This window comes from Synechococcus sp. R8-2 (assembly GCF_047461715.1).
GTDB lineage: Bacteria > Cyanobacteriota > Cyanobacteriia > Thermostichales > Thermostichaceae > Thermostichus.
Genome location: NZ_JANSHQ010000324.1, coordinates 1 through 14,529, shown reverse-complemented (window position 1 = coordinate 14,529; position 14,529 = coordinate 1). Strand labels below are relative to the sequence as shown.

Below are 14,529 nucleotides of genomic sequence, written 5' to 3'. Positions count from 1 at the left end.
GCCTTCACCCGTCCCCCCGCCAACATCTCCGGCAAGAAACAGGATTCGACGTACTGCCCATAAATCTTTTGGCCGGTGATGCTGGTTACCGTGATCTCGTCCACCACCTGAGGGGGAGCCATGCACCAGAACTCCAGGTCGCTCTCCGCATATTCGGAATAACCCAGCTTGTCTGCCACCCGCTTCGCATGGGCCAGGCTGGTCAAGTGCCCAATCAGGCCGAACATAAAGGTTTACCCGCTTGGATAACTGATGGATCCCATCAAAACATGTCCATACCCGCCTGTAGCCAGCCTAGAACTGCAGTCCGCCGGCAGAGGATGAATGCTGAGGTGGGTCATGCTGCCCGCAAACCCTGGGCTGAGAGGCGCATCACCTCGCGGGTGCTGAAGCCGATGTTGGCCAGCGCCTCTCCATAGGCAATCATAAAATCCTCGACGATGGCCTCGCGATCCATATAGATGGCTTCTACATCCTGGTCCACCTGCTGCAGCATCTGCCAGACCAAGGGCAGGTTCTGGGCGTTGGCCGCTTCGATCTGTCCTTTGACCTCGCCAAAATGCTCCCCTAGCCAGCGCTCTCCAAAATTGAGGTGCAGATATTCATCCTTGACCACCCCCTCGGTGATCTTGCGGGCAAACTCATCGGCGACGGGGATGTAAATGTTGTAGGCGGCAATGGCAAAGCATTCGATGATCAGCGACTGAATGACCAAGCAGGTAACTAGGTCTCCGGCTGCTGCCGCTTTTTGGAAATTGTTGCGCAAAGGGGTGAAGAAAGTGCGGGCAAACTCCCTATCCGGCTCTACCTGCAGGTTTTTGCCGCAGGATTGAAAGCCTTTCATGTGCCGCAATTCCATCTTGGCCAGCTTGTGCAGCTCCTCTGCCCCTTCCGGCAACATCTCGGCCAGCTTGAGGTAGTTGTCGTGGGCTTCTTGTTCCCCTTCGATCACAATGCCGTTGATGCGAGAGTAGGCCTGCCGGTAAACCGCGCTGCCATAGTCCAAGGTGGTGCCACCCTCATCGGCTAAAGGCTGGGGGGTATTGGGCAGGACGTTCACTGGGGCCATACTCATGCATCTCCTCTCGGTGTTGTTTGGGTGTTGTTGATTGTCTATGCTGACTCGACAATCGCCTCGATTGCAGTTGAATCGCTCTCTTAATCAGAATAGCTGTAGCTGCCGCAGAATTGGCGGGATTCCTTTTGCGGAATGATAGGGGTCTGCTAGGGTGAGGGTTCGAGTGCCGTTGTGGAGCCTGCTGTATGTCTGCTCTTGGGGATGGCCTGAACCAACTGCGCCAGTTGCTGGTGGAGCTGGAGGAACGATCCCTCGATCAGCCGATTGGCAGTGCCGAGGAGGTGTTGCAGGCCATTGAGCTAGCCACGGCTTTTGAGCTGTTTGAGGCGGAGAGCAGCGGTTTGCTGCTGCAGATTGTGGCCAATCTCTGGGATCGGGTACGGCAGCAGGATTTGTCTCCAGGGGAGATTCAGACGGTATCGGAGAAGTTGCGGGCGGTGGGCTATACCGATGCCGAAATTCAGGAGATCCTGGACTTGGAGCCGGAGGACTAGCCCCATTTCCCCCTCTAGGCTTGAACCATGCCCAGCTCCACCGGTGTAACACCCGCTTCCATCTGAGTGGTGGCGTCGTAGCAAGCCCCTCGCAGGTTGGCCAGCTTGAGTTTGCACCGGGCAAGAAGGGCTCCTCTCAAGTTGGCCCCGGTGAGATTGGCCCCTGCCAGGTCCGCTTGGCTGAGATCGGCTTCGCTCAAGTCCGCTTCGGCCAGGTTGGCCCCACGCAAGTTGGCTCCTTGCAATCGGGATCCCTGCAGCTTGGCTTTCTCTAGGTTGGCCAGCCGCAGGTTGGATCCCTGCAGGTCCGCTTGGCTGAGGTCGGCGCCGCTCAGGTAGGCCCGCTCCAGGTTGGCAGAGGCCAGCTTTGCCTGGCGGAGAATGGATCCCCCCAAGTCGATCCCGGCCAAGTCGGCCCCGGCCAGATCAGCTCCGGCCAGTTGGCTGTTGCTGAAGTCCCGCTCACCGCTGCCGTAGCGTTGCAACAGGTCTGCTCCAGTTTCCACCATCGCTGTTTTCCACACCGGACGAATGGATCCTACCTAGGAATAGAAGGGCCGCCAAGAGCACGCTAGGATAGGCGCAAGCCGTTTTCCGGGATCCCCCCTTATGAGCTTGCCCCGTGTGCCCCGAACTCGACCTCGCCCCAAGCTGCGCTCGATCCCTCGCCGCCAAACCGAATCCGCCCTCTATGCCGAAATGCAGCAGCTCACTGTCGAAAAGCAGCGGCTCAACCAAGAGCTAGAGTTTATTCGAGAGCGGCAAGGGCAAATCCACGCGCGACTTCAGGAAATCGAGCAGGCCATGCAGCACCTTCAGCAGGAGGCAAAAGCCTTCCGGGATCCCGCTCCCCCCTCTGAACCGGCCCAGCTCAGATCCCGCCCTTCCCGCTTCCCACCCATGACCTTTGAGTACTGAGGGATCCCCTTGGTTAAGTCCCATCACTCTGGAAGATCGGAAAATCCAAAGCCAACCCAAGCAACAAGTTGGGGGATTTTGTAGCTAAATTAACTATTTGCTGCTCGTCTCAAGCCGACCCTAGAATCCAGGCCAGCGAACAGCCATTCTCAAGCTGGCTGCACAGTTACTTGAACTTCCAGGCTTATGACTTCTTCTCCACAGATCTCGCGTCGCCGCCGGTTTTTGTCCTGGGTGCTGGGGTTGTTGCCCACCCTTTTGCTGGGAAGCTCCTCTCCCGCTCTGGCCCGACCCCCCATTCAGATGGGCTACAGCAATTGGGCAGGTTGGTGGCCGTGGGCCATTGGAGAAGAAGAGGGCATTTTCAAGAAAAATGGGGCCAACGTGCAGTTGCGCTGGTTCGATGGCTACATTGAGTCGATGGAAGCCTTTGCCGCCGGACAACTGGATGCCAATACCCAAACCCTGAACGATACGCTCTCCTTCGCGCCGAAATCTGTGAATGGTCAGGTGGTGGTGCTGGTCAACGACAACTCGGCAGGCAACGACAAGATCATCGTCCGGGAAGGGATCAACACCATTGCCGACCTAGTGGGTAAGCGGGTGGCTGTGGAAGAAGGCGTGGTGGGTGACTTTCTGCTGACGCTGGGGCTGGAGCGGGAGGGATTTTCCCGCGACGATGTGATCATTGTGCCCTTGGAAACCGGAGCCGCCGCCGCTGCTTTTGCTGCCGGTCAGGTGGATGCGGTGGGAGCCTTTCCGCCCTTTTGGTTGACAGCCCTGGAGCGCCCTGGAAGTAAGGAGCTGTTCTCTTCGGCGGAGTTCCCAGGGGCCATTCCCGATTTGTTGGTGGTCAGCCAAAAATTGATTGACGAGCAGCCGGATCAGGTGCAGGCTTTGGTGAATAGCTGGTTCGATATTCTGAAGTTCATGGAGGAGAACCCGCAGCGAGCCGACGAAATCATGGCCAGACGTGCCGGTGTCACCCCAGAGGAGCTGCAACTGTTCAAAGATGGCATTCGTTTCTTCACCATAGAAGACAACCTAAAAGCCTTCAGCCCCGGCGAGGGAATGCAGCACATGCCCTATGCGGCCAGACAAATGGTGGACTTCATGGTGAGAGTGGGCTTCATCTCGGAGGGGCCCAAGGATCTGGAGGCATTGTTCGATGACCGCTTCGTTCGCGCCTATGCCGAGTCGGTGGGTGTTAGACGGTGAGAGATATCCGGGATCCCTTCATGGGCCACCAGTGAGGTAAGGTACGATGCTGACTGCTCCGGCTGAATCGCCTCCACCCACCCGCCCCAGTCTGCCCCCGACGGTGTTTTGGCGCATTGCCGAAGAGATCCCGCGCCCCTTGGCCTTGCTGCTGACGGCGCTATCGGTGCTGGTGCCTTTCGGCTTGTGGTGGGGCCTATCGGTCTCGGGGTGGGTACCGCCGCGTTTTTTGCCTTCTCCCCCTTCGGTATGGGCGGCCCTGCTGCGCCTGTGGCGAGACGGCCTGCTGTGGAAGGATACCTTGGCCAGCTTCAGTCGGGTTAGCAGCGGTTTTCTGTTGGCAGCAGTGGTGGCGACCCCCATCGGCATTGCCATGGGCACCTTCGCCAGCATCCGCGCCTTGATCGAGCCGATTAGCGGCATCTTTCGCTACATGCCCGCTCCTGCCTTCACCCCGCTGTTGATTATTTACTTGGGTTTGGATGAGGCCCCCAAGATCGGGTTAATTTTCATCGGCACCGTTTTCTTCAACATGCTGATGATCATGGATGCGGTGAAGTTCATTCCCAAAGAGCTGATCGAGGCCACCTACACCTTGGGGGGGCGGCGCTGGCAGGTGTTGCTGCAGGTGATCACTCCATACATCACCCCGAACATTCTCGACACCTTCCGCGTCAACATGGCTGCCTCTTGGAACTTGGTGGTGGTGGCAGAATTGGTGGCCGCCAATGAGGGTTTGGGTAGGCGGATCCAGCTAGCCCAGCGCTTCTTTAGAACCGACGAGATTTTTGCGTGCTTGATTGTGTTGGGGCTGATCGGCTTTCTGCTGGATTGGCTGCTGCGACGCTTGGTACGTTTGACCTGTCGTTGGGCCTTTTTATGAGGTGGTGTCGTGCATTTGGAAGTGGTCGGCCTGAGCAAATCCTTCCCCACCCGTCGTGGACCTATCTTGGCTCTGGATGGGGTGAATTTGCATGTGGAGTCGGGGGAGTTTGTCTGTGTGGTGGGGGCTTCCGGCTCTGGTAAAACCACCCTACTGCGCCTGATTGCCGGGTTGGAGCAGCCTAGCCGAGGATCCATCAGCGTCGATGGGGAGCCGGTGATTGGGCCGGGAGCGGATCGGGGAGTCGTGTTCCAGTCCTACACCCTCTACCCCTGGATGACCGTGGCGGAGAACGTCGGCTTTGGCCTGAAATTGCAGGGGGTAAAACGGCAGGAAAGGGAAGCCCGTGTGGATTATTTTCTGGAGATCGTCGGCCTGGAGCGTTTTGCCAAGGCTCTGCCCAAGCAGCTTTCGGGCGGTATGCAGCAGCGGGTGGCCATTGCCCGAGCTCTGGCGGCCCAGCCGAAGATTTTGCTCATGGATGAGCCTTTTGGCGCTTTGGACGTGCAAACCAAGGAGACGATGCAGGAGTTTTTGCTGGATCTCTGGCAGCGCACGCGCACCTCAATTTTGATGATTACCCACGATGTGGAAGAGGCCGTCTTTCTGGCCCAGCGCATCTATGTACTCACGTCCCATCCTGGGCGGGTGAAACGGGAGCTCCGGGTTGATTTCCCCAGTCGGCGCGACTACAGTCTCAAGCGCACTTCTTCCTTCCAAGAGGTGAAGGACGAGATCTTGGCTCTCCTACGAAACCAGAAAGGGATCCCGTTGAGCGACGCTGTGCCCGCGGGCTGATCAGGCAAACACCACCGTTTTGTTGTGGTATACCAGCACCCGATTCTCCAGGTGATACCGCACTGCCCGTGCCAGGACTAGGCGTTCCATGTCGCGGCCTTTGCGGACGAGGTCGGCAACGGTATCGCGGTGACTGACCCGCACCACGTCTTGCTCGATGATCGGCCCTTCGTCCAGATCTTCGGTGGCATAGTGGGCAGTCGCGCCGATGATCTTCACCCCCCGTTGATGGGCGCGGTGGTAGGGGTTGGCTCCGGCAAAGGCGGGCAGGGTGGAATGGTGAATGTTGATGACCGGCGGGGCTTGGCGGAGCAGCGACCCACTCAAGACCTGCATGTACTTGGCCAACACCACCAGGTCAATTCGATATTCCTGCAGGAGAGCGAGCTGACGGGCTTCGGCTGCGGCTTTGCCCTCTGGAGAAACGGGGATGTGGTAGTAATCGATACCGAAGGAGCGGGCCACCGATTCCAGGTCGGGGTGATTGCTGATGATCAAGGGGATCTCGGCGGGCAGTTCTCCCGCCCTTTGCCGCCAGATCAGATCCAAAAGGCAGTGGCTTTGCTTGCTGGCCCACAACGCAATGCGACGGCGAGTGTCGGAAAAATGCAGTTCCCAGTTGGCTTGGATCCCACGGGCAATACCCGAAAAGGCGGGGACAATTTCCCCTCGCTCCAGTTGGAAGCCCTGCAAGTCCCACTCGATGCGGCTCAAGAACAGTCCTGCCTCGGGATCCGTATGGTGATCGGCGTGAATGATGTTGCCGCCGTAGCTGTAGATGAAGCTGGAGAGCTTGGCTACCAGCCCTTTTTGATCAGGGCAAGATACCAACAGGGTGGCACTGGGCATCGGTAGACAACAGCCTCAACTTTGTGGGGACTGGCTCTCCCCAAGAGCAATCCATTCTCAATCTACCCGGTTGATCGCTTCCAACAGCCAGGGATCCACCGGCTGGCCATCCCAACGCTTTAGGTCGATGCGAATCCACATCGCCGCAGAAGAGCCGGCAGGGGGCAGTTCCTGGTGAAACGAGATCTCATAGTCGGACGGGTTTTGGCCATGCTGCCGCAGCCAGGTCTCCACCTTGGCAGGAGCGAAGTAGGACTGCCCTTGCTCGAACAAGCGCGTAATTTCCAGGCCGAAGCAAAGGGGGTTGAAGCGGGCCATAGGTTAGGCAGCGTCTGCTGTTTGAGCGTCGTCGGCTGCGGATGGGGGGGGAGCCATCTCTGAGGTGGGTGTATCGGCTGTGGCGACCGACTCGGCTTTGGGCTCAGCCGCGGCTGCTGTTCGGGAAGCCTTGGGAGGGGCGGCAGCCGTTATCCCGCGGGTGGCTTTCTCCAGCTCTTGGGCCTCTTTGTTCAGTTGCGCCTCGAACTCTCTGGAAGCATCCTGCAGGCTGCGCAGGGTTTTGGCCAGCGTGCGACCGATCTCCGGCAGTTTGCGGGGCCCAAAAACCAAGAGAGCCACCGCAAAGATGACCAACATTTCCGGCAGTCCAACACCCAAAAAATTCATGAGCCTCGGCAGAGTACGGTTTGGTCGGGATCCCTTCGCCTCCCTAGAGTGACATTTTCTTGCCGCGGACTGCAAGTAACTGCCGGCTCTCCTCATCCATTCTGATGGCTTTGGTTGGCTTTGGTGTTCTCCTCTCAGCTCATCTGGGCCCACCTCTCCCTGGCCGGCCAAGTCAAAATGGTAAGATCGCATCATTAATCAATGTTCTTCATTGGCCTAGGCTTGCCCATGCTCCAAACCCTACAAAAGCTCCTCGGGGATCCTAACGATCGGAAGATCCGGCAGTACCGTCCTGTCGTCAAGTTGATCAACTCGCTGGAGATCGAGATCGCCTCTCTTTCGGATGCGGAGCTCAAGGCCAAGACCACAGAGTTTCGCCAGCGCTTGGACAGAGGAGAATCTCTGGACGATCTCTTGCCGGAGGCGTTTGCCGTGGTGCGGGAGGCCGCCAAGCGAGTTTTGAACTTGCGCCATTACGACGTACAGCTCATCGGCGGCATGGTGCTGCACGAAGGCCAGATTGCCGAAATGAAAACCGGCGAGGGGAAAACCCTGGTCGCCACCCTGCCTGCCTACTTGAACGGCCTGACTGGGAAGGGGGTTCACATCGTTACCGTCAACGGCTACTTGGCGCGGCGCGACTCGGAGTGGATGGGGCAGGTGCACCGTTTCTTGGGCCTGACGGTCGGTCTAGTGCAAGAGGGCATGTCACCCGAAGAAAAGCGCCGCAGCTACAACTGCGACATTACCTACTGCACCAACAGCGAGCTGGGCTTCGACTACCTGCGGGACAACATGGCCACCGATATCAAGGAGGTGATGCAACGGCCCTTTAACTACTGCATCATCGACGAGGTGGACTCAATCCTTATCGACGAGGCCCGCACTCCCCTGATCATCTCCGGTCAGGTGGCTCGCCCCTCCGAAAAATACCTGCGGGCAGCCCAGGTGGCGCGGGAGCTGATCCGAGATGAACACTATGAGGTGGATGAAAAAGCCCGCAACGTCATCCTTACCGACGAGGGGTTTGAAGCCGCCGAGCGGTTGCTGGGGGTCTCTGACCTGTTTGATCCCAAGGATCCCTGGGCGCACTTTGTCTTTAACGCGGTGAAGGCCAAAGAGCTCTTCATCAAGGATGTCCACTACATCGTCCGCAATCAAGAGGTGGTGATCGTGGACGAGTTCACCGGGCGGGTGCTCCCCGGCCGCCGCTGGTCTGATGGGCTGCACCAGGCGGTGGAGGCCAAAGAGGGGGTGCCGATTCAAAGCGAGAGCCAAACCCTGGCCACCATCACCTACCAAAACCTTTTTCTGCTCTATCCCAAGCTTTCCGGCATGACGGGCACGGCTCGCACTGAGGAGGCCGAGTTCGGCAAAACCTACAACCTGGAAGTTACGGTGATCCCCACCAACCGACCCATCCGCCGCAAAGATGCCCCCGACTTGGTGTACAAGACCGAAAGGGGCAAGTGGCAAGCGGTTGCCGAGGAAATTGCCCACATGCACGCCCAGGGGCGCCCCGTCCTTGTGGGCACCACCAGCGTGGAAAAATCCGAACGCCTCTCGGCCATGCTCAAGGAAATGGGGATCCCCCACAACCTCCTCAACGCCAAGCCGGAAAACGTGGAGCGGGAGGCGGAGATCATTGCCCAGGCGGGGCGAAAAGGCGCTGTAACCATTGCTACCAACATGGCCGGTCGAGGCACGGACATCATCTTGGGAGGCAATGCGGAGTACATGGCCCGCCTCAAGCTGCGGGAACGGCTGATGCCCAAGCTGGCTCAATTGGACGCCGACAACCCCTTGGGATCCGTTCAGATGGTGGGACGGGGGGGTGGCCAGGGATTTGGTGGGACAGCACCCAAGCCGAAAAAATCCTGGACGGTGGTCTCCCCCAATTTTTACCCCTGTGAGCTGTCGGCCCGCACCAACCAAGCTTTAGACGAAGTGGTGGCAGCAGCCGTGACCAAGTATGGGCTGAACCGTCTGCCAGAGCTGGTGGTGGAGGATCTCATCGCAGTAGCTTCCGAGAAAGCGCCGGTGCAGGATCCGCTAATTTTGCAACTGCGGGAGGTTTACAACAGCATCAAAGCCGAGTACGAAAAAATTACTGAGGCCGAGCACGAAGAGGTGGTGAGGCTGGGGGGCCTGCATGTGATCGGTACGGAGCGCCATGAATCCCGCCGTATCGACAACCAGCTGCGGGGCCGCGCCGGGCGACAAGGGGATCCCGGCTCCTCGCGGTTTTTCCTCAGCTTGGAAGACAACCTGCTCAAGATTTTCGGTGGCGAGCGGGTAGCCAAGCTCATGGACATGTTCCGGGTGGAGGAGGATATGCCCATCGAGCACCCGCTGCTCAGCAGCAGCCTGGAGAATGCGCAGAGAAAAGTGGAAGTATACTACTTCGACATGCGCAAGCAGGTGTTCGAGTATGACGAGGTGATGAACAACCAGCGGCGGGCCATCTACTCAGAGCGGCGGCGCATCTTGGAGGGGGAAAACCTCAAGACCAAGATCCTTGACTATGTGCGCAAAACCGTTGGCGAGATCGTGCGAGCGCATGTCAACCCAGAGCTGCCCCCGGAAGAGTGGGAAATTGACAAGCTGACCGCCAAGATGCAGGAGTTTGTGCCGCTCCTGAAGCAAAACCTCAAGGTTGAAGACCTGCAGGATCTCTCCTACGAGCAGATCTTGGACTACCTGATCAAGCAGGCAGAACTGGCCTATGAGGCCAAAGAGGCTTTTCTGGATACCTTTGAGCCCGGTTTGATGCGCAAGGCAGAGCGCTTTTTCCTGTTGCAACAGGTGGACACCCTCTGGCGGGAACACCTGCAGCAGATGGAGGCGCTGCGGGAAGCTGTGGGCCTGCGAGGCTACGGTCAGAAGGATCCCCTGATCGAGTACAAGAACGAGGGCTACGAGCTGTTCCTGGAGATGATGGACAACATCCGCCGCAACACGGTGTACAACCTATTCATCTTTACTCCCCAGATTGTGCAAGTGCCCCAGGCATCGCGACCGGCTCCGGCACCCACTGCGGCTGCCAGCCCTGATCCCAGCTCTGCTTCAGGGGTGGTGGAAGCCGATTTCACGGAAGAATAATTGGCGTAGAGAGAAGTCAGCGGGGGAGGAGGATCTGTCGTAATGCCTCTTTCAGTTGTGGGTACTGGAAGGTAAAGCCCATCTGCAAAGCCGCTTGCGGGATCACTTTCTGCCCCGTCAAAACCACTTGAGCTGCCTCGCCCAACAGCAGTTCCAACGCCAGCTCCGGCACAGGCAACCAAGAGGGGCGACCCAAGACCTGGCCTAAGGTTCGGCAAAACTCTTCCATCTGCACCGGGTTGGGAGCGGTGGCGTTGAACACTCCGGATCCCTGCTCCAGCAGGAAGCAGACCAAGCTCACCCAATCCTCGCGGTGGATCCAAGACAGCCATTGTTTGCCGGAGCCGATCGTTCCGCCGATAAAGAACTGAAAGGGGGCCAGCATCTGCCCCAGCGCTCCTCCATCCGGACCCAACACAATCCCCGTGCGCAGGATGGCCAAACGGATCCCCAATTCCTCAACCGGCCGGGCGGCAGCTTCCCAGGCCTGACAGACTCCTGCCAGAAAATCTTGGGCTGGGGGATCCGTCTCTGTTAAGGGTTCTCCTGCCGGATGGGATCCGTAGTAACCCACCGCCGAGCTGCTGATCATCACCTGGGGCTTTTGGTTGAGGGAGGCGAGGGCTTGGACAAGGGCCTGGGTGGTTTCCACACGGCTACGACGGATTTCTTTTTTCTTGGTCTCTGTCCAGCGAGAAGAAGCCAAAGGCTCTCCGGCCAAGTTGACAATCCCCTCGTACCCTTCCAGGGCGGCTGCCCAGGCTTGCGGTTGGTAGGGATCGTAGGGCAGCAGCTTGAGGTTGGGGGATTCCCCCAAAATGCGGCGGGCCTGCTCCAGGCGGCGGGTCAAGACCAAAACCTGATCCCCTTGCTCCAGCAGACGGGCCACCAAGCGACGCCCGATAAAACCACTCCCCCCCGTGATGGCAATGCGCATGATGTGGATCCGACTTGCATCTGCACAAGCCCTGTGCCGCCCTTGTCCTTTGAACGGTGCAGAGCCTTTCCGCTATTCGAACCTCTAGCCTAGCGCGTTTCCTGCCCCGCGTTGGCCATTGCCTGGGATCCCGCCATCCGTTTGCTGAGCTTGGCGAAGTGGCAGAGCCCAAGAAAGCCCAAGAATAAAAATGTTTTGCGGCAAAGCCTGACACACCTGGAAAAATCGGCTTCAATAGGCCCTAGCTGCGCTTCTTGGCAGCAGAGGTGGTTCATCGTCCCCCTATTTTCTTCCCTTCACCCGTGACACCCAAGTCTTCTTCCCGTACCCCGGCTCGCCACGTGTCTATGCGTGCAGAGCAGGTTGCTGGGCCGCGGCTGGACATCTCTGTTGCTCCACGAGTGCATCGCTCCCAAGGGCAGGGATCCCTGGTTCGGGCAGGGTTTCCCTCCTCTCTCCCAATTTCCGGTCGGCGGACGATCCCTGTCCAGCGCTCCCGCCGGCGCGGACGGCAAGAACCTGGCCACGAGCCTCAAGTCTGGGAGATGGCCTGTCACATCGGGGTGAATGTCTTGTTTACGGCGGCTGCCCTCAGTGGTTTGTATCGCCTCTTGCCGGTGCAGTTGGCTCAGCACCACCGGCTCCAGGTTCTGGAGCGGCATATCGAGGTCTTGTCCACTCGGATTTCTCGGCTGCAGGAGGGGGTGGATCGAGGTATGGATCCCTTGCAGCAGGAGGCCCTGATCAAGGAACGGCTGAATCGGGTGCCACGCAATCAAATTCAGGTGCGTTTGGTGGATCCCAGTACCTGGGTGGCGGACGACGAGAAGAACACCCACCCTTCCTGGATCGGGCAGTCCACCCAGCCGTCTGCCAGGCCGTAGGCTGCCTCTGCCTAGGCTTGTTTGAGAAGCAGGGCCACCTCTTTGGCAAAGTAGGTGAGGATGATATCGGCGCCAGCCCGCTTCATGGCCAGTAGGGATTCCAACATCACTTTTTTGCCGTCGATCCAGCCTTTTTGTTCGGCGGCTTTGATCATGGCGTACTCGCCGCTGACGTTGTAGGCAGCCACGGGCAGATCCGTCGATTCCTTAACTCGGTAGATGATGTCCAGGTAGGCCAGGGCCGGCTTCACCATCACCATGTCCGCCCCCTCGGCCTCGTCCAGCTCCACCTCTTTGATGGCTTCCCGAGCATTGGCGGGATCCATTTGATAGCTTTTCTTGTCTCCCGATTTGGGCGCGGATCCCAGGGCATCGCGGAAGGGGCCGTAGAAGGCAGAGGCATATTTGGCAGAATAGGCCAGGATCGCCACATCGGTGTAGCCTTGGTCATCCAGGGCCTCCCGAATGGCACCGACACGACCGTCCATCATGTCCGAGGGGGCCACAATATCCGTTCCCGCCTCTGCTTGGGAGAGGGCTTGCTTGACCAAAACTTCCACCGTCTCGTCGTTGAGGATCACCCCATCCCGCACAATGCCGTCGTGGCCGTCGCTGTTGTAAGGATCCAAGGCCACATCGGTTACCACCAAAATCTCGGGAATTTCCTGTTTAATCCGCCGCACCGCCCGCTGGATCAAGCCCTCTGGGTTGAAGCACTCCTGCCCGGTGGGATCCTTTTTCTCTTCCGGCACCACCGGGAACAGGGCCACCGCCGGGATCCCCAATTGAGCAGCTTCTTCCACCTCCTTTAGCAGCAGGTCTAGGGTGTAGCGGTAGCAGCCGGGCATCGACTCCACTTCCTGCCGCTGGTTCTCCCCCTCCATGACAAACAGGGGATAGATCAGATCCTGCACCCGCAGGTGGGTTTCCTGCACCATCTGGCGGAAGGCCTCTGTGCGCCGCAGCCGACGGGGACGGTAGATCAGGTCTTGGCTCATGAGAGCAGGGGGAAAGAGGGCGTTTCTATTTTGCCATGAGGTCGGTAGGGGCTGAGTTGGTCGTCCGGCGAGAGGCGACATCGGGGGCAGAGGGAAAATGCCGAGCCAGCCAGCGGCGAAGGGTCTCTTTTACCGCTTCGGCTTGGCAGTCGTGTAAAAGATCGTGGCGGGACTGGGGAAAATCGTGGATTTCTCCCTGGGGCAGCCGACGGGCAAAATCCACAGCTCCGGCAGGATTGACGACGATATCGGCAGAGGTGTAAAGCAGCAAAACCGGCAGGCGGAGCCGATGGGCTTGGTCGAGGCAGCGCTGTCCACTGCGCACCAGTTCGGCTGTAAATCTGGCCCGCGTCACACCGCACATGTAGGGATCCGCCGCAAAGGCGGCTTGCTGCTCGGGTAGGGAAGTCACCCGCGCCGGCTCGTAGAGGCCGGTCAAGGCCAACTGGGGAATAACCCTGTCCAAAACTTGCAGAAGGGCGTGGGTAAAAGGGGTGAAATAGTGGTCGATGCGAAAAGCCGGAGAGATGAGAACCAGGCCCTGCACTTGGTCGGGATGGGCGAGGGCATATTCCGTAACCCAGTTGGCCCCCGCGCTGTACCCGCACCAGATCTGCGGGATCCCTTTCTGCGGCCAGACCTGCTGGGCGATCCTCTCCAGATCCGCTTGATATTGGCTGAAGCGGTCGATCCAGCAGCGGATCCCGCCGGAGCGACCAAATCCCCGCATGTCGGGAGCCAAAACCTCCCACCCTTGAGCAGCCAACTCGCCGGCCAAAGGGCAAAACCCGCCGCCGTGATCCCCTTTACCGTGCAAAAGCAACACCCGTCCGCAAGGGGATCCCTGGGGCCAGTGGTGCAGAAAAGCCGGGATCCCATCGGAAAGCGGCAACTCCTGAGGCCGATAGATCCCCGACGCAGTTTGCGGCTGAGTTTCCGACCGCCCATCCAGAGCCTCTAAGTTACCTAACCGATCAAAAGGCATGGGCAAATCCAACACACGTCCGGCAAGACCCGGCAAAGCCACAAATCCTATCTTCCTATGTCCCGGTCGCCCGCGAGCGTTGCTGCCGCTGAGGAGTTGCAATCTTTGTTTCCAGTCCAAAATATTTCTTAACAATCTCTGCTCTTGCCGGGGATCCCCGACATGCCGGGCTTTGCAGCCTTTTCTGAGGATGGGATGAAAGGATCTCTCGGGGGGAGACTGGGGCCATTTGCGGGAAAAAGGCCCTCTGAGAGGTATGATGTTGTGAAGAAGTTTTGCGGGGTCTCAGGTTTGACGGGATCCCCTCTCTGGGGTGGTTCGCCCTTGCTTTACCATTGCCTTAGCGCCTCATCGGTTCATTCAGTCGGAAACGGGTTGCTGAAACTATGCTGTTACTGAAAATCTCTGTTTACGCGGTTGTCATCTTTTTTGTGGGGCTTTTTGTGTTTGGTTTTTTGAGCAACGATCCCTCCCGTAACCCCAACCGTCGAGACCTGGAGTAGGGGATCCCGCCTTGGGCAGCTTGCGAACTCCAGTGATAACTGGCTCATCGCTTGAGGGAGCATGCCTCTGGCCCTGTTTTTGCCGAACCTTGCTGGTTGCCCTAGCTATGGGAGAACGGATGCCCAGGGAGCTCCTGCTGGCGGGGTAGCGACAAAGTTGCTGCTGGTCATGGGTTGCAGCAGCGGTGAGCGAGATTCAGCTAGAAATCGCAGGAG

At 58.7% G+C, this 14,529-nt stretch carries 16 protein-coding genes and 1 pseudogene; 8 read left to right on the top strand and 9 right to left on the bottom strand.

The annotated features are described in order from the left end of the window. Together NW819_RS08275 and NW819_RS08270 are read right to left on the bottom strand one after the other, a co-directional pair. Positions 1 to 227: pseudogene (locus NW819_RS08275) on the bottom strand (long-chain acyl-[acyl-carrier-protein] reductase); the annotation flags it as partial. A gap of 110 nt (positions 228 to 337) precedes the next feature. Then, positions 338 to 1,069, bottom strand: a complete 732-nt coding sequence (locus tag NW819_RS08270) for an aldehyde oxygenase (deformylating) (RefSeq protein ID WP_414351420.1) — start codon at positions 1,067 to 1,069, stop codon at positions 338 to 340. 194 nt (positions 1,070 to 1,263) lie between these two features. On the opposite strand from NW819_RS08270, the gene NW819_RS08265 reads away from it, so the two are divergent. Continuing rightward, positions 1,264 to 1,572, top strand: coding sequence for a hypothetical protein (locus NW819_RS08265; protein WP_414330858.1), 309 nt, complete (start codon positions 1,264 to 1,266; stop codon positions 1,570 to 1,572). Positions 1,573 to 1,586: 14 nt separating this feature from the next. Here NW819_RS08265 and NW819_RS08260 read toward each other — a convergent pair whose 3' ends face one another. Then, entirely contained in the window at positions 1,587 to 2,081 is a 495-nt protein-coding gene (locus tag NW819_RS08260; protein WP_414413465.1) for a pentapeptide repeat-containing protein, read from the bottom strand. A 100-nt stretch (positions 2,082 to 2,181) separates the two neighbouring features. On the opposite strand from NW819_RS08260, the gene NW819_RS08255 reads away from it, so the two are divergent. From NW819_RS08255 to NW819_RS08240, 4 genes are all read left to right on the top strand, one after another. Further along, the gene (locus tag NW819_RS08255) at positions 2,182 to 2,490 is read left to right on the top strand and encodes a gas vesicle protein GvpV (protein ID WP_414330861.1); all 309 of its coding nucleotides are present in this window, start codon (positions 2,182 to 2,184) and stop codon (positions 2,488 to 2,490) included. 186 nt (positions 2,491 to 2,676) lie between these two features. Further along, on the top strand, positions 2,677 to 3,708 hold the full coding sequence (locus tag NW819_RS08250; protein WP_414409266.1) for an ABC transporter substrate-binding protein: 1,032 nt from the start codon (positions 2,677 to 2,679) through the stop codon (positions 3,706 to 3,708). Between the two features lie 46 nt (positions 3,709 to 3,754). Then, positions 3,755 to 4,591 (top strand): ABC transporter permease, encoded by an 837-nt coding sequence (locus NW819_RS08245; protein ID WP_414343731.1) that lies wholly within the window; start codon positions 3,755 to 3,757, stop codon positions 4,589 to 4,591. Positions 4,592 to 4,600: 9 nt separating this feature from the next. Further along, positions 4,601 to 5,389 (top strand): ABC transporter ATP-binding protein, encoded by a 789-nt coding sequence (locus NW819_RS08240; protein WP_414413464.1) that lies wholly within the window; start codon positions 4,601 to 4,603, stop codon positions 5,387 to 5,389. Here NW819_RS08240 and purU read toward each other — a convergent pair whose 3' ends face one another. Genes purU through NW819_RS08225 form a run of 3 tightly spaced genes read right to left on the bottom strand, consistent with a single transcriptional unit; the run spans position 5,390 to position 6,904 of the window. Then, the gene (purU, locus tag NW819_RS08235) at positions 5,390 to 6,238 is read right to left on the bottom strand and encodes a formyltetrahydrofolate deformylase (RefSeq protein ID WP_414413463.1); all 849 of its coding nucleotides are present in this window, start codon (positions 6,236 to 6,238) and stop codon (positions 5,390 to 5,392) included. 57 nt (positions 6,239 to 6,295) lie between these two features. Beyond that, complete coding sequence (locus tag NW819_RS08230) at positions 6,296 to 6,556, bottom strand: hypothetical protein (protein ID WP_414413462.1); 261 nt, start codon at positions 6,554 to 6,556, stop codon at positions 6,296 to 6,298. 3 nt (positions 6,557 to 6,559) lie between these two features. Further along, positions 6,560 to 6,904, bottom strand: a complete 345-nt coding sequence (locus tag NW819_RS08225) for a TatA/E family twin arginine-targeting protein translocase (RefSeq protein ID WP_414413461.1) — start codon at positions 6,902 to 6,904, stop codon at positions 6,560 to 6,562. 228 nt (positions 6,905 to 7,132) lie between these two features. Here NW819_RS08225 and secA point away from each other — a divergent pair, with 228 nt between their 5' ends. Beyond that, on the top strand, positions 7,133 to 10,006 hold the full coding sequence (gene secA / locus NW819_RS08220; protein WP_011434014.1) for a preprotein translocase subunit SecA: 2,874 nt from the start codon (positions 7,133 to 7,135) through the stop codon (positions 10,004 to 10,006). Positions 10,007 to 10,022: 16 nt separating this feature from the next. On the opposite strand, the gene NW819_RS08215 is transcribed toward secA, so the two are convergent. Beyond that, on the bottom strand, positions 10,023 to 10,943 hold the full coding sequence (locus NW819_RS08215; protein ID WP_414413460.1) for a TIGR01777 family oxidoreductase: 921 nt from the start codon (positions 10,941 to 10,943) through the stop codon (positions 10,023 to 10,025). A gap of 302 nt (positions 10,944 to 11,245) precedes the next feature. Here NW819_RS08215 and NW819_RS08210 point away from each other — a divergent pair, with 302 nt between their 5' ends. Continuing rightward, on the top strand, positions 11,246 to 11,827 hold the full coding sequence (locus NW819_RS08210; protein WP_011434018.1) for a hypothetical protein: 582 nt from the start codon (positions 11,246 to 11,248) through the stop codon (positions 11,825 to 11,827). 11 nt (positions 11,828 to 11,838) lie between these two features. On the opposite strand, the gene hemB is transcribed toward NW819_RS08210, so the two are convergent. Further along, complete coding sequence (gene hemB / locus NW819_RS08205) at positions 11,839 to 12,825, bottom strand: porphobilinogen synthase (protein ID WP_011434019.1); 987 nt, start codon at positions 12,823 to 12,825, stop codon at positions 11,839 to 11,841. 25 nt (positions 12,826 to 12,850) lie between these two features. Next, positions 12,851 to 13,852 carry a lysophospholipase gene (locus tag NW819_RS08200; RefSeq protein ID WP_414413459.1) on the bottom strand — a complete coding sequence of 334 codons (1,002 nt, stop codon included), beginning with the start codon at positions 13,850 to 13,852 and terminating at the stop codon, positions 12,851 to 12,853. A 344-nt stretch (positions 13,853 to 14,196) separates the two neighbouring features. Between NW819_RS08200 and NW819_RS08195 the strand changes: the two genes are divergently transcribed. Next, the gene (locus NW819_RS08195) at positions 14,197 to 14,313 is read left to right on the top strand and encodes a photosystem II reaction center protein I (protein WP_011434021.1); all 117 of its coding nucleotides are present in this window, start codon (positions 14,197 to 14,199) and stop codon (positions 14,311 to 14,313) included. The last annotated feature ends 216 nt before the right edge of the window (positions 14,314 to 14,529 follow it).